This window comes from Sinimarinibacterium flocculans (genome assembly GCF_003201205.1).
Lineage (GTDB): Bacteria > Pseudomonadota > Gammaproteobacteria > Nevskiales > Nevskiaceae > Solimonas > Solimonas flocculans.
The window spans coordinates 17,587-36,333 of sequence record NZ_QICN01000010.1 but is presented as its reverse complement, the minus strand read 5'-3'; the positions used below and the strand labels follow the sequence as shown (position 1 = coordinate 36,333).

The window sequence follows — 18,747 nt, the reverse complement described above, 5'->3', positions numbered from 1 at the left end:
GCGATCTTCAGACCGCGGCGGCCAGCTCCGCGCCACTCCAATCCAGGTGCTGCTCGCGCATCTGCTCGAGCTTGCTGCACAGCTCCCAGGCGAACTGCAAGGCAAGCGCCTCCGACAGGCGGTAGGGCTGGTTGTCGATCATGAGGATCAGCTGGTCGCCGTGTCGGATCACTTCGACACGTTCGGCAACTTCCATCATCACTTCGCGGACCTGCATCGATTTGGCGGCGGCACCCATGGGCGCGGACTCCTGTCTGACTGACGGCCAGCTTGCGCCGACGCACGGGTGCCGGGTATTAGCCGAACGGCTAATGCCGCCCTGGCGACGTGACGCCGTTCGCAAATCCCGGCGCGCGGGGTACCGCGTCAGATGTGAAGGGCGTGCCCGAGCGCGCCGAGCGCGGCTTCCGGCACGGCCTCGGTCAGTGTCGGATGGACGTGGATCGTGTGCGCGATGTCCTCGAGTCGTGCGCCCATCTCCAGCGCATGCGCGAACTCGCCGGACAGGTCGGACACGTGCGCGCCGACGGCGTGGATGCCGAGTACCAGATGGTTGTCGGCGCGCGCGGTCACGCGCACGAACCCGCCGTCGCCACCGGCGTCCATCGTCAGCGCGCGACCGTTGGCGGCGAACGGGAACTGGCCGGTGACGGTCTCGATGCCCTGCGCCTTGGCCTCGTCCGGCGAGAGGCCGACAGCGACGATCTCGGGTTCGGTGAAGCACACCGCCGGAATCGCGACGGGATCGAAGCTGCGTCGCTTGCCGGCGATGATCTCGGCCACCATCTCGCCCTGCGCCGAGGCCTTGTGCGCGAGCATCGGCTCGCCGACCAGATCGCCGATCGCCCAGACATTGTGCATCGCCGTGCGGCACTGCGCGTCGACCTTCACGAAAGCGCCGTCCATCGTCAGCGCCATGTGTTCGAGCCCCCAGCCCTGGGTGTTCGGCCTGCGCCCGACGGCGACCAGCAGCGTGTCGCAGGCCAGATCCTGCGGCGCCGCATCGCCGGTCTGCACGGTGACACGCAGGCCGCCGTTCGCGCGCGCGACGTCCTGCGCCTTCGTGTTCAGCAGCACTTCGATGCCGCGCTTCTTCAGCCACTGCTCGACCGGCCGCACCAGCGCGCGGTCGTAGCTCGGCAACATGCGATCCAGCGCCTCGACGAAGCGCACCTCGACGCCGAGCTTGGCGAAGGCGATGCCCAGTTCCAGGCCGATGTAGCCGGCACCGACGACGACCAGCCGCTTGGGCAGCGCGGGCAGCGACAGCGCCTCGGTCGACGAGATCACGCCGTCGCCCCAGGGCAGTTGCGGCAGGCCGGCCGCCACCGAACCGGTGGCCAGGATCACGTGCTCGGCGGTGATCTCGACCGGCGCATCGCCGGTCTGCACGGTACAGGTCTTGGCGTCGGCGAACTTCGCGGTGCCGTGAACGACGCGCACTTTCGCCTTCTTCAGCAGGCCGGCGACGCCGGTGCTGAGCTTGTCGACGATCCCGTCCTTCCACTGAATCGCGGCCGGCAGATCGAAGTCCGGTTCCGATTTCAGGGCGATGCCGGCATGCGGCGCGACCGAGAGCTGCTGCAGCCCGGCGAACCTGCTCGCCACATGGATCAGCGCCTTCGACGGAATGCAGCCGCGGATCAGGCAGGTGCCGCCGAGCCGGTCAGCCTCGACCAGCGTCGTGTCGAGCCCGAGCTGGCCGGCGCGGATGGCCGCGACATAACCGCCGGGACCCCCGCCGACGACAAGCACCTGCGTCGTGATCTTCCCGCTCATCACACGGCCTCCGTCATGAACAGCGTCGCCGGGTGCTCGAGCCGCTGCTTCACCGCCTGGATGAACTGTGCGGCGTCGTAGCCGTCGACGATGCGGTGATCGAAGGACGAGGACAGGTTCATCGTCAGCCGTGGCACCACCACGCCGTTGCGGAACACCGCGCGCTCGACCAGCTTGTTGACGCCGACGATCGCCACTTCCGGTGCGTTGATGACCGGCGTGGAGACGATGCCGCCGAGCGCGCCGAGACTGCTGATCGTGATGCTGGAGCCGGACAGCTCCTCGCGCGTGGCCTTGCCGCTGCGCGCGGCCTCGGCCAGGCGCCGGATCTCGGAGGCCATCTGCCACACATCCAGGGTCTCCGCATGCCGCAGCACCGGCACGACGAGGCCGTTGGGCGTCTGCGTGGCGACACCGCAGTGCACCGCGGCGTAGCGACGCAGCACGCCAGCCTCGTCGTCATAGGTCGCGTTGACCTGCGGGAAGCGCGGCAGCACCTGCACCAGCGCGCGCAGCAGGAACGGCAGCAGTGTCAGCTTCGCCTGCTCGGGACGGCGCGTCTCGTTGAGATGGATGCGCAGCGCTTCCAGCTCGGTGACATCGAGTTCCTCGACGTAGGCGAAATGCGGGATGCGCTGCTTGGCACGCTGCATCGCCTCGGCGATCCTGCGGCGCAGGCCGATGATCTTGATGTCCTCGACGCCGGTGCGCGGCGCGGCCTGCGTGCTCGCGGCGACGCGGCCCGCGCCCTCCACGTAGCTGTCGAGGTCGGCATGGGTGATGCGCCCGGCCGGGCCACTGCCGGCGACGAGGCGCAGGTCGATGCCCAGGTCGCGGGCGCGCTGACGTACGGCGGGCGCGGCAACCGGCTTCTCGCCGGGCCTGCGCACGCTGCTGCTCCCCTCTCCCGCTTGCGGGAGAGGGGCTGGGGGAGAGGGCCGCGCCGCAGGCGCGGCGGCGGAAGCAGGGACGGATACGGCGGCTGCGCCGCCGCCCCCCTCACCCTGCCCTCTCCCCCCTGCGGGGGGCGAGGAAATCTTCTTCTGAGGTTCGTTCTTCGGCGGCTCGTCCTTCGCGTTACCCGCGCCTTCGACTTCCAGCACCACCAGCGGCGATCCGACGGCAATCATGTCGCCCGCCTCGCCGTGCAACTCGATGATCTTGCCGGCCACCGGCGACGGCAGCTCCACGGCCGCCTTCTCGGTGAGCATGTCGACCAGGGGCTGGTCCTCGGTCACGACGTCGCCGACGGCGACGCGCCAGGTCGCGATCTCGCACTCGGCAATCCCTTCGCCGACGTCAGACAGCTTGAACACATAGCGTCCCATGCTCAGCCCTCCATCACTTTCTTGAGCGCGCGCGTGACGCGTTCGGGCCCGGGGAAGTAATGCCACTCGAAGGCGTGCGGGTACGGCGTGTCCCAGCCGGTGACGCGTTCGATCGGGGCTTCGAGATGATGGAAGCAATGCTCCTGCACCAGCGCCGACAACTCTGCACCGAAGCCGCCGGTGCGCGTGGCCTCGTGGACGATCACGCAGCGGCCGGTCTTCTTCACCGACTCGACGATCGCATCGAGATCGATCGGCAGCAGCGAGCGCAGGTCGATGACCTCGCCGTCGATCTCGGCTTCTTCCACCGCGGCGACGCTGACATGCACCATCGTGCCGTAGGCGAGTACGGTGACCTCGTTGCCGGGCCGGGCGACCGCGGCCTTGCCCAGGTCGATGCGGTAGTAGCCGTCGGGCACTTCGGACTGCGGAAACTTCGACCAGGGCTGCAGCGGCCGGTCGTGGTGACCGTCGAACGGTCCGTTGTAGATGCGCTTGGGCTCGAAGAACATCACCGGGTCGTCGTCCTCGATCGCCGCGATCAGCAGACCCTTGGCGTCATAGGGGTTCGACGGCATCACCGTCTTCAGGCCGCTGACGTGGGTGAAGATGCCTTCCGGCGACTGCGAGTGCGTCTGCCCGCCGAAGATGCCGCCGCCGCAGGGCGCGCGCACCGTGATCGGCGCCGAGAACTCGCCACCGGAGCGGTAGCGCAGGCGCGCGGCCTCGGAGACGAGCTGGTCGAAGGCCGGGTAGATGTAGTCGGCGAACTGGATCTCCGGCACCGGGCGCAGGCCGTAGACGCCCATGCCGATCGCCGCGCCGAGGATGCCGCCCTCGGCGATCGGCGTGTCGAACACGCGCGTCTTGCCGTACTTCTTCTGCAGTCCGGCGGTACAGCGGAACACGCCGCCGAAATAGCCGACGTCCTCGCCGAAGATCACGACGGTGTCGTCGCGGTCGAGCATCACGTCGAGCGCGGAGTTGATCGCCTGGATCATGTTCATCTTGGGCATGACTCAGTACCCCATCTCGCGACGCTGGCGGACCAGGTGTTCGGGCATGTCCTTGAACACGTCCTCGAACATCGAGCTCGGACTCGCCGGCGGCGTCGACAAGGTGCCGTAGCTCTCCGCTTCCTTGAGGTCCGCACGCACCTGGTCGTCGAGATCCTTGACGAGCTGCTCGTGACGCGCCTCGCTCCATTCGCCGATGGCGATGAGATGCTGCTTGAGGCGCTCGATCGGATCGCCGAGCGGCCAGCGTGCGAACTCGTCCTCGGGCCGGTAGGCCGACGGATCGTCGCTGGTGGAGTGCGCGGCGGCACGATAGGTGAACAGCTCGATCAGGGTGGGGCCGTGGTTGGCGCGCGCGCGCTCAGCCGCCCACTGCGTGACGGCGTGGACTGCAAGAAAGTCGTTGCCGTCGACGCGGATGCCCGGCAGGCCGTAGCCGCTGGCCCGCTGCGCAAACGTCGCATGCTCGCCGCCGGCGAAGCCTTGGAACGACGAGATCGCGTACTGGTTGTTGACCACGTTGAGAATCACCGGCGCCTGGTAGACGCTGGCGAAGGTCAGTGCGTAGTGGAAGTCGGCCTCGGCCGTCGTGCCCTCGCCGACCCAGCTCGCGGCGATGCGCGTATCGCCCTTCATCGCCGAGGCCATCGCCCAGCCCACCGCCTGCGGAAACTGCGTGCCGAGGTTGCCGGAGATGGAGAAGAAGTGCTTCTCGCGCACCGAGTACATGATCGGCAGCTGACGGCCTTTGAGGCGGTCGCGGGTGTTGTTGTAGATCTGGCACATCATGTCCACGAGCGAATGGCCGCGCGCCACCAGCAGGCCTTGCTGGCGATAGCTCGGGAACAGCATGTCGTCCTCGCGCAGCGCGTAGGCCTGCGCCACCGACACCGCCTCCTCGCCGGTCGATTTGATATAGAACGAGGTCTTGCCCTGGCGCTGCACGCGCAGCATGCGGTCGTCGAAGATGCGGGTCAGCAGCATGTGCCGCAGGCCGCGGCGCAGGGTGTCGGCGTCGAGCTGCGGGTCCCAGTCGCCGACGGCGCGATGATCGTCGCCCAGGACCCGTACCAAGCCTTCGGCATAGGCCCGCAGCTCGGGTTCGGAAGCGTCGATCGGCGGCCGTTGGGAGACGCCGGCCGCGGGTACGCGCACATGGCTGAAGTCCGGATCGTCGCCGGGGCGTGCCGCGGGCTCGGGCACGTGCAGGCGCAGCGGCCCCGGCGCGGGCCTGTCGGCAGATGAAGTCGGCTTCTTGCGGGCCACGGCTGGTCTCCTCGCCAAGCGTTCCGGAACATTCTAGATTCGGCGCCGGGCGCGTTCGTTCCTGATTTCCACCCAGAAGGCCGCATGGTGGAATAATGTTCCGGTTGAAAGGCCATTTCTGGAACACATGGATCAGGAACTCGACGCTCTGGATGTGCGCATCCTCGATCTGCTGCAACGCGATGCCTCGCTGCCGATCGCCGAGATCGCGGAACAGGCCGCCTCGTCGCGCACGGTGGTCTGGCGCCGCATCCAGCGCCTGCTCGACACCGGCGTGATCCGCGGCCGCGTCGCGGTGCTCGACCATCGCAAGGTGGGTCTCGGCGTCATGGTCATCTCGCACGTGAAGATGGCGCGACACGGTCGCGACGTGCTGCCGAACTTTCTCGCCGCGGTAAAGCTGTTCCCGCAGGTGATCGAGTGTCACACGCTGATGGGCGACGTCGACTTCCTGCTGAAGATCCTCGTCGGCAGCATCGAGGAGTACGAACAGTTCTTCTGGCAGAAGCTGTCGAAGATCGAGGGTGTGCAGGAGATCAGTTCGTCGATCTCGATGAGCCAGACGGTGAACACGACGCGCTTGCCGCTGCGCGTCGGTCGCGTGAAAGAATAGGCTGCCGCCGACACCGACATCCGAGATGCCGAAACACGAAGCACCCCCGAAGACGGTCGCCTACTCTGCCGTGCGCGAGCAGGTTTATATGGTGTTCCCGAACGACCTGAATGCCAACAACACCGTGTTCGGCGGTCAGATCATGGCGCTGATGGATCGCTTCGCCGCGGTCGCCGCCGACCGCCACGCGGGCGGAATCTGCGTCACCGCGAGCGTCGACGCGGTGCACTTCGTCGCGCCGGCCAAGGGCGGTGATGTGCTGATCTTCAACTGCTCGGTCAATCGCGCGTGGACAACCTCGATGGAAGTGGGCTGCAAGGTCGAGGCCGAGTGCACCGGCGGCGGCGAGCGGCGTCACATCCTGTCGGCCTACCTGACCTTCGTGGCCGTTGATACCGACGGCAAGCCGGTATCGGTGCCAGCGCTGACCCCCAAAACCCAGGCCGAACGGCACCGATACGAAGAAGCGCAACTGCGGCGCGAACTACGTTTGCGTCACGCCGAAGACCTGAAAGCACTGCGGGCCGGTCGCAGCAAACGCTGATGCTTCAACCGCCGGCATCCGGCTGTGCATCCGGGTGCGCGCGCTGGAAGGCCGGCAGGCTCGCACAATGCGCCGCCACCCGCGACAGCCGCGGGTAGCGCGCCGCATCACAGCCGAACCGCGTTGCCGCGTAGATCTGCGGAACCAGCAGGCACTCCGCCCAGCCCGCCGTCTCGCCGAACACGAACGGCGCGTCCGGCATCGCGCGCAGTCCGTCCTCCAGAGCGGCCAGTCCGCGCGTGATCCAGTGCCGCAGCCAGGCGGCACGCGCCTGTTCATCGACCTGCAGGGTCTCGCCGAGATACTTCAGCACGCCGGTGTTCTGCAGCGGCTGGATGTCGGCATTGATCGTCTGGCAGAACGCGCGGATGCGGGCCTGCGTGCGGACATCGCCGGCGAGCAGGGCCGGTTGCGGGTGCAGTGCCTCGAGGTATTCCAGAATCGCCAGCGACTGGTTCAGCGCGAAATCGCCATCGACCAGCAGCGGCACGCGCGACTGCGGATTGAGCGCACGATAGGCATCGGAGAACTGCTGCCCGCCCTCGCGCACCAGATGCACCGGCACGATCTCGTAAGCCAGCCCCTTGAGGTTGAGCGCGATGCGCACGCGGTAGCTCGCCGACGAACGCCAGTAGGAATAGAGCTTGAGCATCGGTCTCTCCCGCGAGGTGGTGCGCCATTGTAGGAGCGCCTTCGAGGCAGCGACCGCCGATATCGCGCCTCGAAAACGCTGCTACAGGCCCTGCGGCTTGTATCGCGCCACGACCTGCTCGATCGCGCCGAAGATCGAACGCCCCTGCGCGTCGAGCATCTCGATGCGCACCTCGTCGCCGAAGCGCAGGAAGGGGGTCTTCGGCTTGCCGTGCAGGATGGTCTCGATCATGCGGATCTCGGCGAGGCAGGAATAGCCGACGCCGCCGTCCGCTACCGGCTTGCCGGGACCGCCATCGGCATCGCGGTTCGACACCGTCCCCGAGCCGATGATGCTGCCGGCCGCGAGCGGTCGTGTCCGCGCGGCATGCGCGATCAGCGTCGGAAAGTCGAAGGTCATGTCGATGCCGGCGTTCGGCACTCCGAGGGGCTGGCCGTTGATCTGCGAACGCAGCGGCAGGTGCACGCGCCCGCCGTCCCAGGCCGCACCGAGCTCGTCCGGCGTGACCGCCACCGGCGAGAACGCGGACGAAGGCTTGGACTGGAAGAAGCCGAAGCCCTTGGCCAGTTCGCCGGGAATCAGGTTGCGCAGGGAGACGTCGTTGACCAGCATCAGCAGGCGCACCTGTTCCCGCGCGCGGGCGGCGTCCGCGCCCACCGGCACGTCACCGGTGATCACGGCGATCTCGGCCTCGAGGTCGATGCCCCAGTCCTCGCTGGCCGCCTCGATCGGCCCCATCGGATCGAGGAAGCTGTCGCTGCCGCCCTGATAGATCAGCGGATCGGTCCAGAAGCTCTCGGGCATCTGGGCGCCCCGCGCCTTGCGCACCAGCTCGACGTGATTGACGTAGGCCGAGCCGTCGGCCCACTGGTAGGCCCGCGGCAGCGGCGAGTGGCAGGCGATCGGATGGAAATCTTCGGCGTCGCCGCCGCCATCGCCTGCATCCAGCCGGGCGGCGAGCGCGCGCAGCGCCGGTTCGGTCTGCTCCCAGCGATCGAGCGCCGCCTGCAGCGTCGGCGCGATGCCGGCTGCAGGCACGCAGCGCGACAGGTCGGCGGAGACGACGACCAGACGTCCGTCGCGGCTGCCGTCCTTCAGGCTTGCAAGCTTCATGTCGGGCTCAGTCCGTGCGCCAGGAGCGATGGTAGTCGGTCCACTCGACTGCCGGCATGTCGTCGCCGACCTCGAGGGCGTCGCGCGCGTCGATCATCACCGCGTATTCGTCAGTGACGAGCTTCTTCGGCGTGAGCATGTTGTTCAGGGCCTTGGGGTGCGGTCCATGCGTGAAGCCGCAGGGGTGCAGCGTCAGCATGCCGGGGTGGATGTTGTCGCGCGAGAAGAAGTCGCCCGCGTGATAGAAGATCGCCTCGTCGAAGTCGTCGTTGTTGTGGAAGAACGGCACCTTGATCGCGCCCGGATCCGTCTCGAACGGCCGTGGCGCGAAGGTGCAGACGACGAAGCGCTGGGCGACGAAGGTCGTGTGCGCGCTCGGCGGCAGGTGATAGCGGTGCGACATCAGCGGCCGGAGGTCGCGCACGTTGATGCGCACCGGCATCAGCGTGCCGTGCCAGCCGAGCGCGTCGAGCGGGTTGTACGGATAGGTCACCGTCGAGATGCGTTCGCGGCGCTTGATCTCGACGCGCCACTCGCGGCTCTCGGGGGCTCCGGCCTGCTGCTGGGCCCGGAAGGCATCGTCGATGCGCGGGTAGTCGAGCATCGCCGGATCGAAGATGGCCTGCTCGCCGACCAGTCCCTTGTCCGGGAGCTGGTAGCTGCCGTTGGTGGCTTCGAGCAGCAGCCACACCGTCGGCCGTTCGCATTCGATCCGCCACATCGTGCCGCGCGGCAGCACCACGTAGTCGCCGGTGGCGAGCGTCAGGTGACCGTAGTCGCAGTACAGCTCCGCCGAACCTGCATGCAGGAACAGCAGTTCGTCGCCGTCGGCGTTGCGCGCCAGCCGGTCCATCGACGACGGGCAGACCCAGTGACGCAGCCGCAGATGCGCGTTGTGCAGCACCGTGCGTGCGGCCCACGGCAGCGCCGCGACCGCGCCGAGGCGCGCGAGATCGAAGGCGCGCGGACGCAGCGGCCCTTCCCAGCTCGTCCAGCCGGTCGGCGGCCGCGGATGGATCATCTGCGTCGACGGGCCGAAGAAGCCTTCCTTGCCGAGTTCGCGCTCGACCGTGCCCTCCGGCAGGTCGGCATGCGCCTGCCGCGAGGCCTTGCCCTCGACGGTCGGGCGGTAGATCCACTTACGCATCGCCGAGCACGCCGCGCTTGATCTGGTCGTCCTCGATGGACTCGAACAAGGCCTTGAAGTTGCCCTCGCCGAAGCCCTCGTTGCCCTTGCGCTGGATGATCTCGAAGAAGATCGGCCCGATCACCGTGCTGGTGAAGATCTGCAGCAGGACGCCCTCGACCGGGGCGCCGTCGATCAAGATGTTCAGCTCGCGCAGGCGAGCCAGCGGCTCGCCGTGGTCCGGCACGCGCTGATCGACCTTGTCGTAATAGGTGTCCGGCGTGTCCATGAACTGCACGCCGCGCGCACGCAGAGCCTCGACGGTGGCGTAGATATCGTTCGTCGACAGCGCGATGTGCTGGATGCCCTCGCCGCGGTACTGGCGCAGGAATTCCTCGATCTGCGACTTGTCGTCGGCGCTCTCGTTTATCGGAATGCGGATCTGGCCGCAGGGCGAGGTCATCGCCCGCGACACCAGGCCGGTGAGCTTGCCCTCGATGTCGAAGTAGCGGATCTGGCGGAAATTGGCGATGCGCTCGTAGAAACCGCACCAGGTGTCCATGTTGCCGCGCTCGACGTTGTGCGTCAGATGGTCGATCGCGGTCAGGCCCACGCCCTTCGGCTGGCGGTCGACGCCGTCGAACCAGCGGAAGTCGACGTCGTAGAGCGAGTACTCGGGGCCGTAGCGGTCGACCAGGTAGAGCACGCTCGAACCGATGCCGTAGAGCGCCGGCAGCCGCAGCTCCATCAGCCCGGGCTTCGCGTCGAAGGGCACGGCGCCCTGGGCCACGGCGTGCTCGTAGGCCTTGACCGCATCCTTCACCCGCCAGCCCATCGCGCAGGCGCTGGGGCCGTGCGCACGCGCGAACTGTTCGAAGTGGGTATACGGCGTGCCGTTGACCAGGAAGTTGATGTCGCCCTGACTGTACAGGGTGACGTCCTTGCTGCGGTGCTTCGCCACCGCGACGAAGCCGAGCATCTCGAACAGCGTATGCAGCTGGCGGATGCCTTCGGCGGTCGGTGCCGTGTACTCGACGAACTCGAAGCCGTCGGTGCCCATGGGGTTCTGCGTGGATTGCGTCATGACGAATGTTCTCCGCCCCGGCCCTGCGGGGACTGTATGCCGAATGGATGACAGTGGGTATTCCGGCGCGGCCGCGGCGTCGCGACGGACCGGCGCGATGGGGGTTACGCGGCTGCGCGCGGGCGTGATGCAGCGGCCGCCGCCGGACGCGGCGGCACCGGCTGATCGCCCGGATACAGCGTGTCCGGCTGCAGTTCGGGCTCGCCCTGAAGCTGGCGCAGCAGCGGCACGGTGTCCTGCGCGACGGCGGCCTTGAGTTCGTCGATCGAGCGGATGACGAAATAGGTCTTCTGGAAGTCGTCGATCATGTAGCGGGTGCGCATGCACCGTCGCATGTCGAAACGCACGCGCAGCGGCAGCGGGCTTTCGGTCGAGTAGGGCGTCTCGCCGCCGGACGAGAGGATGCCGGCACCGTAGGCGCGCAGGCCGTCCTGCGGATGCGCGCGATCCTCGATCAGGCCGAACTCGACGGTGTACCAGTACAGCCGGGCGATCAGCGGCAGTGCGCCGACTTCCAGCGCCCTGAGCCCCTGCTCGCCGTAACGCTGGACGAAGTCGCCGAAGCCGCGGTCGAACAGCATCGGCACGTGGCCGAAGAAGTCGTGGAAGATGTCCGGCTCGACCAGATAGTCGAATTCCTCGGGCTTGCGCAGCCACACCGTCACCGGAAACTGCCGGGCGGCGAGATGCCGGAAAAACTGCTCGTCGGGGATGAACCCCGGCACGGCCACCAGCCGCCAGCCGGACGCCGGCGTGAGCATGGCGTTGATGTCTTCGAGGTCGGGGATGCGCGCGCTGCAGTCGGTGCGCGCCAGCCCCTGCGCGAACTCACGGCAGGCATGGTCGGCCACCAGCTGCGACTGACGCTGGTACAGCCGGCGCCACAGCGCGTGATCGTCCTGCGTATAGGGATGCCAGGACTGCTCGACGGTGAAGTCCGCACGGGCCCGCGAATAGTCGCCGCGCAGCGGGCTGTTGGTGTTGGCGCCGTACATGCTGCTCTCCTCGGCAGATCCGATACGCCCCACTCTATCGCGTCGATGCCGCCGTTTGGCTGCAAAATCGCTGCTTCTTCCGTGGGTTTGTGGTGATATTGTTCCCAAAACTGCAAAAGAGTAGTGATTTCATGCGTACGCAACTGGACCGCACCGACCGGCGCATTCTCGGCGAGCTGCAACGCGACGGCCGCCTGCCGATCGTCGACCTGGCGACGCGGGTGTCCCTGTCGCCGACCGCGTGTCAGCGGCGCGTGCGCAAGCTGGAGGAGTCGGGAATCATCAGCCGCTACGCGGCGGTGCTCAGCGCCGCCGCGCTCGGACGCCGCGTCGAGGCTTTCGTGCGCGTCAGCATCGAGCGGCAATCGCGCGACGTGACGCTGGCCTTCGAGGATGCGATCCGCGCCCGCCCCGAGGTGCGCGCCTGCTACGTGATGACCGGCGACCTCGACTTTCTGCTGCACGTGCAGGTCGCCGACCTGGAAACCTTCGCCGAATTCTCGATGAAGGTGCTGATCGGCCTGCCCGGGGTCAAGGACGTGCGCTCGAGCCTGGTGCTCGACGCCATCAAGCGCGACGAGGGCCTCGCGCTCTAGCCGATCTCAGGTCGTCGCGAACCGCTCCGTCGCATCGACCAGCCGCGACAGGATGCCGGGCTCGCTCGCCGCGTGACCCGCGTCCGCGACCGCGTGGAACTCGGCTTCCGGCCAGGCGCGGTGCAGATCCCAGGCCGAGCGCATCGGGCAGACGATGTCGTAGCGGCCCTGGACGATCACGCCGGGAATGTCGCGCAGCTTGTGCGCGTTGGCGAGCAGCAGGTCGTCGCGGTCGAAGAACCCGCGGTTGATGAAGTAGTGGCACTCGATGCGCGCGAAGGCCTCGGCGAAACGATCCTCGCCGAAACGCGCGGCCATCTCGGGACTCGGGAACAGCTTGCTCGTCGAGCCCTCCCAGATGCTCCAGGCCTTGGCCGCGTCGCGCCGCACCGCCGGGTCCGGGCTGGTCAGGCGCTTGTAGTAGGCCTTGACGAAATCGCCGCGCTCGGCCTCGGGAATCGGCTCGACATAGGCCTCCCAGGCGTCGGGGAACACCCAGCTCGCGCCCTCCTGGTAGAACCAGCGGATCTCCGCCTCGCGCAGCAGGAAGATGCCGCGCAGCACCAGCGCCTTGCAGCGTTGCGGATGCGTGATCGCGTACGACAGGCCCAGCGTCGAGCCCCAGGAGCCACCGAACACGACCCAACGCTCGATGCCGAGCGCCTCGCGGATCTTCTCCATGTCGGCGACCAGATCCCAGGTCGTGTTCTCGCGCAGCTCGGCGTACGGCGTCGAGCGGCCGCAGCCGCGCTGGTCGAACAGGACCATGCGGTACTTCTGCGGGTTGAAGAACTGCCGGTGCCAGGGTTCGACACCGCCGCCCGGCCCCCCGTGCACGAAGACGACCGGCTGCCCTTCGGGGTTTCCGCTCTCCTCGACATACAGCTCGTGCAGGTCGGAAACCTTGAGGCGACGCGTGCGGTACGGCTCGATGGCGGGGAAAGGTTGCGCCATGACGGGCTCACGATGGGTGCGGGCGGGGGGAGGTCTAGCTTAACCGCATCGATCGCGCGTGCGCGCCATTGCCGCGCACGCGGCACTGCGCCTACCATCTGCGCCATACCGAAGTACGGACGGCAGCGCCGTCGTGGATGAGCGAACGTGGGATACCGGGGTGCCGTGCAGTCTTCATTGTGTTCACTGTGTCTGAGCTGCACCCTCCTGCTCCCGATGACCGCCGCGGCGGCCGGTTCCACGGTCCCGGAACCGCGGGTCGCCGAACTCGGTAGCGCGGCCCTGCCGCCGTTGCCGAAGGACGGCGCGTCATTCGACACGCTGTTCCCGCGCTACAGCGCGCTCGAACCCAAGGTGCAGTTCTGGAAGCAGATCTTCGGCAGCTACTCCGAGCTGCAGACCGTCGTGCATTCCAGCGAGATTCCGTGGAAGGTCCTGCGCGTGATCGACTTCCGCGGCCAGGCGGCGACGATGTCGGAGGTGCAGTTCGACAACTACCGGCGCAAGGCCGAAAAGGACGCGCGCGACGCGATGGAGCGGCTGGTGGCGTCGGTGCATGCCAAGCGCAACGCGCCGCAGTCGATGACGGCCGACGAGCGGCGCATCTTCGAGCTGTTCAAGGACCAGCGTGCCGACAGCCGCTTTGCGCAGCTGCGCGGCACCATCCGCACGCAGCGCGGCATCCGCGAGCGCACCGAACAGGCCCTGCAGGTTTCCGAGCGCTACCTGCCGTACATGGAGCAGATCTTCGCCGGCTACGGCCTGCCCCGGCAGCTCACCCGCCTGCCCATCGTCGAGTCGAGCTTCAACGTCGAGGCCTACTCGCGCTCGCACGCCGCCGGCGTCTGGCAGTTCATTCCGACCTCCGCGAAGATCTACATGCGGCTGGACGAGGTCGTGGACGACCGGCGCGATCCGTGGACCTCGACCGACGCCGCGGCCCGCCACCTGCGCGACGACTACGCGCTGCTCCAGGACTGGCCGCTCGCGGTCACCGCCTACAACCACGGCCGCTACGGCATCGACCGCGGGCTCAAGGCGATCAAGGGCAAGACCATCGTCGACCTGATCGAGCGCGGCAATCACAAGCGCTGGGGCTTCGCCGGCAAGAACTACTACGCCGAGTTCCTCGCGGCGGTCGAACTCGAACGCGAATGGCGCACGCGCAGCGACCGCCCGTCCGGCCTCGATCCCATCGACTTCGAGGTCGTCGAAACCCGGCACTACGTCCCGTACGAGACGCTGCGTCGCCTCAGCGGCGGCGACGACGAGCTCTTCCGCAGGCTCAACCCCGCCTACCGGCCCGAGGTCATCGACGGCAAGCTCTACGTGCCGCCCGGGCACCTGATCCGCGTGCCGGCCGGTGCCGCGCGCGGCTTCGAGGTCGCCTACGCGCGTCTCGGCAATCATGAGCGCTTCGACCGTCAGCGCGTCTACTTCCTGCTGCACAAGGTGCGCAAGGGACAGACCCTGGGCGGCATCGCCCACGAGTACCGCACCAGCGTCGCCGAACTGCAGAAGGCCAATGGCCTGCGCAGTTCGATGATCCGCATCGGCCAAGTGCTCAAGGTGCCGCCGCGCGAGGAAGCGCGCCCCGGACCGATCAGCGTCGCCGTCGGCGAGTCCAAGCCCGCGCTCACGCGCTCGCAGGTGCAGGCGGCGCGACGCGATGCGGCCGTGCACGTCGTCAGCCGCGGCGACACCATCGCCGCCATCGCGCGCCGTTACGGTGTCAGCCAGGCAAGCCTTCGCGCCGCCAACGGCCTGGATTCCTCGCTGATCAACATCGGCCAGCGCCTGGCGATTCCGGGCCGGACCGACGGCGGCCCCGCCCCCGCCGGCCACTACGTCGTCGTCAGCGGCGACACGCTCAGCGACATCGCCGGGCGTCACGGCGTCAGCGAGGCGGCGCTGCGCACGGCGAACGGACTGCAGTCCTCGCTGATCCGCGCCGGCGAGACGCTGAAGATTCCTGCCGGCGGCACCGCGCTGGCCACGCGCGAACACCGCGTCAGCAGCGGGCAGACGCTGTCCTCGATCGCACGCCGCTACGACGTCAGCATCGACGCGCTGCGCAGCGCCAACGGACTCGGCTCGTCGAACCTGATCAAGGTGGGCCAGACGCTGCAGGTGCCCGCCAACTGATGCGGACGCGCCGCGCCGCCCGCGGCCCGTTTCGTCAGAAGAAGTAGGCGAATACAAAGATCCCGACCATCACCAGCGAGGTCACGAGCTTGGCGATGGTGCCGAACAGCAGCCCCATCCAGGTGGCGATACCGACCCGCGTGGCCTGATCGAAGTTGCGCTGCGTAGCCAGTTCGCCGAGCACCGCACCGATGAACGGGCCGAGGATGATGCCCGGCAGGCCGAAGAACAGGCCGACGAGACTGCCGAGCACCGCGCCGGTCACCGCCTTGGGACTGGCCCCGACGCGCTTGGCGCCCAGGGCCGAGGCGACGAAGTCGATCAGCAAGGACAGCGCGGTCAGCACGCCGAGCACGATCAGCGTGCCGGTGCCGATACGCGCGTAGCCGTCGATCCAGGCCCCGAGCCACAGTCCGGCGAAAACCATCGGTACGCCGGGCAGCGCCGGCAGCACGGCGCCGGCAATGCCGAGCGCGACCAGGGCGACGACGGCGAGCCACAGCAGGACGATGACGATCGGGTCCATTCAGGCGATTCCGGAACGAGGGGCGCGACAGCTTAGACGTTCGTCGCCGACAAAAGGCTGCAATGCCCCGCTTCCGCACTGCACAAAATCGCTTACACTCGATTGCAATGAGGACACCGCCCCGTATGTCCCGCAAGCTCATCGCGCAGCGGACCCAGGACCTCGACCACGCCGCCGACTACCGCAGCTGGCGCGAGATCGCCTTGGAGCTCGACCGCCTCGAAGGCGGCGACGCCTGGAAGCAGGACGACACCAGCGATGACTACGACTACCTGCTGATCCGCGAGCGGCTCACCGAGCTGCGCCGCCTGCGACAGGCCGGCGACGCGCGTCAGCTCGCTTTCGACCTGTACGAAGGTCTGCACGGCAATCTCGGCAACATCTCGAGTCCGCTGCTCTACGGCGGCGCCCGCGTCGGCACCAAGCGGCTGATCGAGGAATACATCGCCGAGGTGACGCGCTGCCTCGATTTCGTCTGCGCCGGCGACTTCGCCGATTTCGGCTTCGAGGAGAAGATCCAGTTCTTCAAGCGCACGGCGATCGCGTTCGGGCGCTCGGCGCTGCTGCTGTCCGGCGGCGGCACGCTGGGCATGTTCCACCTCGGCGTGATCAAGGCCCTGCACGCCGAGAGCCTGCTGCCGCGCGTGATCTCGGGCTCGAGTGCCGGCTCGATCATCGCCGGCACCGTCGGCACGCGTGTCGACAGCGAACTCGACGCGCTGTTCGAACCGGGCGGCCTCAATCTCGATGCCTTCCAGGCGCTCGGCCTGCGCGAGGCACTCCGCGGCGGCGCGATGATGGACGGCGCGCAGCTCGAACGCTGCCTGGAAGCCAACATCGGCGACCAGAGCTTCGTCGAGGCCTTCGACCACAGCAAACGCATCGTCTGCGTGACCGTGTCGCCGGCCGAACCGCACCAGCAGGGCCGCCTGCTGAACTACCTGACCGCACCGCACGTGATGCTGCGCCGGGCGGTGCTGGCGTCCTGTGCCGTGCCCGGCGTGTTCCCGCCGGTGATGCTGCAGGCGCGCAACTACGAAGGCCAGATCGTTCCGTACATGCCGGGAAAGCGCTGGGTCGACGGCACGATCTCCTCCGATCTGCCGATGCTGCGCATCGCACGGCTGCACAACGTCAATCACTACATTGTCAGCCAGACCAATCCGCATATCGTGCCGTTCATGGCACAGATCGACCGCCAGCAGCAGGGCCGGCGCGGACTCGCGCCGCTGGCGGCGGAGCTGGTCAAGTCCGGCGGCAGCGGTGCCCTGTCGCTGGCCCGCAAGCACCTGGACCCGTACGCCAGCGGCCGCGTGCTCGGCAAGATCGACAACGTCGTCCGCCAGCGTTACTCGGGCGACATCAACATCTACCCGCGCAGCACGCCGCGGCGCATCCTGCGCACGTTCTCCAACCCGGCGCCCGAGGACATCCAGCGCTACGTGCGCTCCGGCGAGCGTGCCACCTGGCCCAAGCTCGAACGCATCCGCAACCAGACGCGCATCTCGCGCGCGTTCGAGGACTGCCTGCGCCTGCTCAAGGGGCGCGAGCACGAGCTGTTGCAGCAGCGCGGACGCCCGTCCGTCCGCCGCGCCGCGCGCTGAGCGCGCCGCGGCGCGGCCGCGGAAACGATTGCACACAGAATCTCCGCAATTGCGCCGCAACGCAGCGCTACAGTCGCGGTCCATGTCTGCACCGCGACTGCACGAGGCCCCAGGCCGCATCCGATGAGCACTCCAGACCCGATCGACATCCTGCCGCCCCCGCGCAGCGCATGGCGGCGCCGCGCGCCGCTGCTCGCCGCGCTCGCGGTCCTGGCCGCCGCCGCGTTCTGGTGGTGGCAGCCGGATCGCTCGGCTGCCGCGCCCGCCTACGTCACCGCCGAGGCCGAGCGCGGCGCCATCGTCGCGCGCGTGACCGCGACCGGTACGCTGTCGGCGCTGGTGACCGTCGATGTCGGGAGCCAGGTGAGCGGTCGCATCCAGGCGCTGTACGCGGACTACAACGCGCAGGTCACCGAAGGACAGGTGATCGCCAAAATCGACCCGACGCTGTTCGAGACCCAGGTCGCCAGCGCCCGCGCCAACGTGCGCGCCGCCGAGGCCGGCGTGCTGCGGGCGACGGTGCAGGCGACAGACGCGCAGCGCCAGGCGCAGCGCGCCGACGAACTGTTCGAGCGCAAACTCATCGCTCAGAGCGAGCGCGACACGGTACGCGCCACCGCGCAGGCGGCATCGGCGGATGTCGCCGCGGCCGAAGGCCAGCTCGCACAGGCGCGCGCCGCGCTGGCGCAGGCGGAGGCCAACCTGCACTACACCGACATCGTCTCTCCCACGGACGGCATCGTCATCTCGCGCTCGGTCAACGTCGGCCAGACCGTGGCCGCATCGCTGCAGGCGCCGGTGCTGTTCCAGATCGCGCAGGACCTGCGGCAGATGCAGGTCAACACCAATGTCGCCGAAGCCGACGTCGGGCGTCTCGGTGCGGACATGCCGGTGTACTTCACCGTCGATGCCTGGCCGGGCGAGCGCTTCGCCGGACACGTCCGCCAGATCCGCCACGCGCCGCAGGTGCTTCAGAACGTGGTCACCTACGACGCGGTCATCGACGTCGACAACGCCGACCTGCGCCTCAAGCCCGGGATGACGGCGAACGTGACCTTCGTCGTCGCCGAGCGCGACGACGTCCTGCGCATCCCCAACGCCGCGCTGCGCTTCCGTCCGCCGGCAACGCTGCAGGCCCCGGCGGACGACCGCGACCCGCGCCGCGTGTCCACATCGGCCCGCCCGGCCGTCGACGAGACGGCCGGAACGACCACCGTCTGGGTGCTGGACGACGGCCAGCCGCGGCCGCGACGCATCCGCACCGGCATCACCGACGGCAGCTACACCGAGGTGCTCGACGGTGCGCTGCAACCGGGCGAGCGCGTGCTCACGGGCGTGGGCGGCGCCGGCTCGGGCGCGGCGACGCGGCGCGATGGCCCGCCGCGCATGCGCATGCTCTGAGGCCC

General features: G+C 68.4%; 18 protein-coding genes. 6 read left to right on the top strand and 12 right to left on the bottom strand.

All coding sequences use genetic code 11. The annotated features are described in order from the left end of the window. Positions 1-7: 7 nt before the first annotated feature. From C8D93_RS16120 to C8D93_RS16100, 5 genes are all read right to left on the bottom strand, one after another. Positions 8-238, bottom strand: coding sequence for a hypothetical protein (locus tag C8D93_RS16120; protein WP_110266259.1), 231 nt, complete (start codon positions 236-238; stop codon positions 8-10). Positions 239-366: 128 nt separating this feature from the next. Then, positions 367-1,779, bottom strand: coding sequence for a dihydrolipoyl dehydrogenase (gene lpdA / locus C8D93_RS16115; protein ID WP_110266258.1), 1,413 nt, complete (start codon positions 1,777-1,779; stop codon positions 367-369). Beyond that, positions 1,779-3,107 (bottom strand): dihydrolipoamide acetyltransferase family protein, encoded by a 1,329-nt coding sequence (locus C8D93_RS16110; protein WP_110266257.1) that lies wholly within the window; start codon positions 3,105-3,107, stop codon positions 1,779-1,781. Before C8D93_RS16110 ends, lpdA begins: the two co-directional genes overlap by 1 nt. Before the next feature lie 2 nt (positions 3,108-3,109). Further along, complete coding sequence (locus C8D93_RS16105; RefSeq protein WP_211307393.1) at positions 3,110-4,123, bottom strand: alpha-ketoacid dehydrogenase subunit beta; 1,014 nt, start codon at positions 4,121-4,123, stop codon at positions 3,110-3,112. 3 nt (positions 4,124-4,126) lie between these two features. Beyond that, positions 4,127-5,389: a thiamine pyrophosphate-dependent enzyme gene (locus C8D93_RS16100; RefSeq protein ID WP_110266256.1), complete on the bottom strand. Its 1,263-nt coding sequence runs from the start codon at positions 5,387-5,389 to the stop codon at positions 4,127-4,129. Between the two features lie 127 nt (positions 5,390-5,516). Between C8D93_RS16100 and C8D93_RS16095 the strand changes: the two genes are divergently transcribed. Both C8D93_RS16095 and C8D93_RS16090 read left to right on the top strand, forming a co-directional pair. Next, the gene (locus tag C8D93_RS16095; protein ID WP_110266255.1) at positions 5,517-6,002 is read left to right on the top strand and encodes an Lrp/AsnC family transcriptional regulator; all 486 of its coding nucleotides are present in this window, start codon (positions 5,517-5,519) and stop codon (positions 6,000-6,002) included. Positions 6,003-6,027: 25 nt separating this feature from the next. After that, entirely contained in the window at positions 6,028-6,546 is a 519-nt protein-coding gene (locus C8D93_RS16090; protein ID WP_110266254.1) for an acyl-CoA thioesterase, read from the top strand. Positions 6,547-6,550: 4 nt separating this feature from the next. Here C8D93_RS16090 and maiA read toward each other — a convergent pair whose 3' ends face one another. The 5 genes from maiA to phhA all read right to left on the bottom strand — a co-directional run bounded on the left by maiA (position 6,551) and on the right by phhA (position 11,516). After that, the gene (maiA, locus tag C8D93_RS16085; RefSeq protein ID WP_110266253.1) at positions 6,551-7,198 is read right to left on the bottom strand and encodes a maleylacetoacetate isomerase; all 648 of its coding nucleotides are present in this window, start codon (positions 7,196-7,198) and stop codon (positions 6,551-6,553) included. Between the two features lie 81 nt (positions 7,199-7,279). After that, positions 7,280-8,311, bottom strand: a complete 1,032-nt coding sequence (locus C8D93_RS16080; RefSeq protein WP_110266252.1) for a fumarylacetoacetate hydrolase family protein — start codon at positions 8,309-8,311, stop codon at positions 7,280-7,282. A 7-nt stretch (positions 8,312-8,318) separates the two neighbouring features. Then, positions 8,319-9,458 (bottom strand): homogentisate 1,2-dioxygenase, encoded by a 1,140-nt coding sequence (locus C8D93_RS16075; RefSeq protein ID WP_110266251.1) that lies wholly within the window; start codon positions 9,456-9,458, stop codon positions 8,319-8,321. Continuing rightward, on the bottom strand, positions 9,451-10,521 hold the full coding sequence (gene hppD, locus C8D93_RS16070; RefSeq protein ID WP_110266250.1) for a 4-hydroxyphenylpyruvate dioxygenase: 1,071 nt from the start codon (positions 10,519-10,521) through the stop codon (positions 9,451-9,453). The genes C8D93_RS16075 and hppD overlap by 8 nt, the downstream gene beginning before the upstream one ends. Before the next feature lie 104 nt (positions 10,522-10,625). After that, a complete protein-coding gene (gene phhA / locus C8D93_RS16065; RefSeq protein WP_110266249.1) occupies positions 10,626-11,516 on the bottom strand; it encodes a phenylalanine 4-monooxygenase in 891 nt (296 codons plus the stop codon). Between the two features lie 131 nt (positions 11,517-11,647). On the opposite strand from phhA, the gene C8D93_RS16060 reads away from it, so the two are divergent. Then, positions 11,648-12,112: an Lrp/AsnC family transcriptional regulator gene (locus C8D93_RS16060; RefSeq protein WP_110266248.1), complete on the top strand. Its 465-nt coding sequence runs from the start codon at positions 11,648-11,650 to the stop codon at positions 12,110-12,112. Between the two features lie 6 nt (positions 12,113-12,118). On the opposite strand, the gene pip is transcribed toward C8D93_RS16060, so the two are convergent. Beyond that, positions 12,119-13,066: a prolyl aminopeptidase gene (gene pip / locus C8D93_RS16055; RefSeq protein WP_110266247.1), complete on the bottom strand. Its 948-nt coding sequence runs from the start codon at positions 13,064-13,066 to the stop codon at positions 12,119-12,121. A 216-nt stretch (positions 13,067-13,282) separates the two neighbouring features. Between pip and C8D93_RS21250 the strand changes: the two genes are divergently transcribed. After that, complete coding sequence (locus C8D93_RS21250) at positions 13,283-15,211, top strand: LysM peptidoglycan-binding domain-containing protein (RefSeq protein ID WP_110266246.1); 1,929 nt, start codon at positions 13,283-13,285, stop codon at positions 15,209-15,211. Positions 15,212-15,245: 34 nt separating this feature from the next. Here C8D93_RS21250 and C8D93_RS16045 read toward each other — a convergent pair whose 3' ends face one another. Continuing rightward, positions 15,246-15,737, bottom strand: a complete 492-nt coding sequence (locus C8D93_RS16045) for a DUF456 domain-containing protein (protein ID WP_110266245.1) — start codon at positions 15,735-15,737, stop codon at positions 15,246-15,248. Positions 15,738-15,862: 125 nt separating this feature from the next. Between C8D93_RS16045 and C8D93_RS16040 the strand changes: the two genes are divergently transcribed. Continuing rightward, positions 15,863-17,341: a DUF3336 domain-containing protein gene (locus C8D93_RS16040; protein WP_245903935.1), complete on the top strand. Its 1,479-nt coding sequence runs from the start codon at positions 15,863-15,865 to the stop codon at positions 17,339-17,341. Positions 17,342-17,464: 123 nt separating this feature from the next. Then, positions 17,465-18,742: an efflux RND transporter periplasmic adaptor subunit gene (locus C8D93_RS16035; RefSeq protein ID WP_110266243.1), complete on the top strand. Its 1,278-nt coding sequence runs from the start codon at positions 17,465-17,467 to the stop codon at positions 18,740-18,742. Positions 18,743-18,747 lie beyond the last annotated feature (5 nt).

Excerpts from the sequence above, each read along its gene's own strand:
- C8D93_RS16120 (WP_110266259.1), bottom strand. The coding sequence starts at position 238 with ATGGGTGCCGCCGCCAAATCGATGCAGGTCCGCGAAGTGATGATGGAA.
- lpdA (WP_110266258.1), bottom strand. The coding sequence starts at position 1,779 with ATGAGCGGGAAGATCACGACGCAGGTGCTTGTCGTCGGCGGGGGTCCC.
- C8D93_RS16110 (WP_110266257.1), bottom strand. The coding sequence starts at position 3,107 with ATGGGACGCTATGTGTTCAAGCTGTCTGACGTCGGCGAAGGGATTGCC.
- C8D93_RS16105 (WP_211307393.1), bottom strand. The coding sequence starts at position 4,123 with ATGCCCAAGATGAACATGATCCAGGCGATCAACTCCGCGCTCGACGTG.
- C8D93_RS16095 (WP_110266255.1), top strand. The coding sequence starts at position 5,517 with ATGGATCAGGAACTCGACGCTCTGGATGTGCGCATCCTCGATCTGCTG.
- C8D93_RS16090 (WP_110266254.1), top strand. The coding sequence starts at position 6,028 with ATGCCGAAACACGAAGCACCCCCGAAGACGGTCGCCTACTCTGCCGTG.
- maiA (WP_110266253.1), bottom strand. The coding sequence starts at position 7,198 with ATGCTCAAGCTCTATTCCTACTGGCGTTCGTCGGCGAGCTACCGCGTG.
- C8D93_RS16080 (WP_110266252.1), bottom strand. The coding sequence starts at position 8,311 with ATGAAGCTTGCAAGCCTGAAGGACGGCAGCCGCGACGGACGTCTGGTC.
- C8D93_RS16075 (WP_110266251.1), bottom strand. The coding sequence starts at position 9,458 with ATGCGTAAGTGGATCTACCGCCCGACCGTCGAGGGCAAGGCCTCGCGG.
- hppD (WP_110266250.1), bottom strand. The coding sequence starts at position 10,521 with ATGACGCAATCCACGCAGAACCCCATGGGCACCGACGGCTTCGAGTTC.
- phhA (WP_110266249.1), bottom strand. The coding sequence starts at position 11,516 with ATGTACGGCGCCAACACCAACAGCCCGCTGCGCGGCGACTATTCGCGG.
- C8D93_RS16060 (WP_110266248.1), top strand. The coding sequence starts at position 11,648 with ATGCGTACGCAACTGGACCGCACCGACCGGCGCATTCTCGGCGAGCTG.
- pip (WP_110266247.1), bottom strand. The coding sequence starts at position 13,066 with ATGGCGCAACCTTTCCCCGCCATCGAGCCGTACCGCACGCGTCGCCTC.
- C8D93_RS21250 (WP_110266246.1), top strand. The coding sequence starts at position 13,283 with ATGACCGCCGCGGCGGCCGGTTCCACGGTCCCGGAACCGCGGGTCGCC.
- C8D93_RS16045 (WP_110266245.1), bottom strand. The coding sequence starts at position 15,737 with ATGGACCCGATCGTCATCGTCCTGCTGTGGCTCGCCGTCGTCGCCCTG.
- C8D93_RS16040 (WP_245903935.1), top strand. The coding sequence starts at position 15,863 with ATGTCCCGCAAGCTCATCGCGCAGCGGACCCAGGACCTCGACCACGCC.
- C8D93_RS16035 (WP_110266243.1), top strand. The coding sequence starts at position 17,465 with ATGAGCACTCCAGACCCGATCGACATCCTGCCGCCCCCGCGCAGCGCA.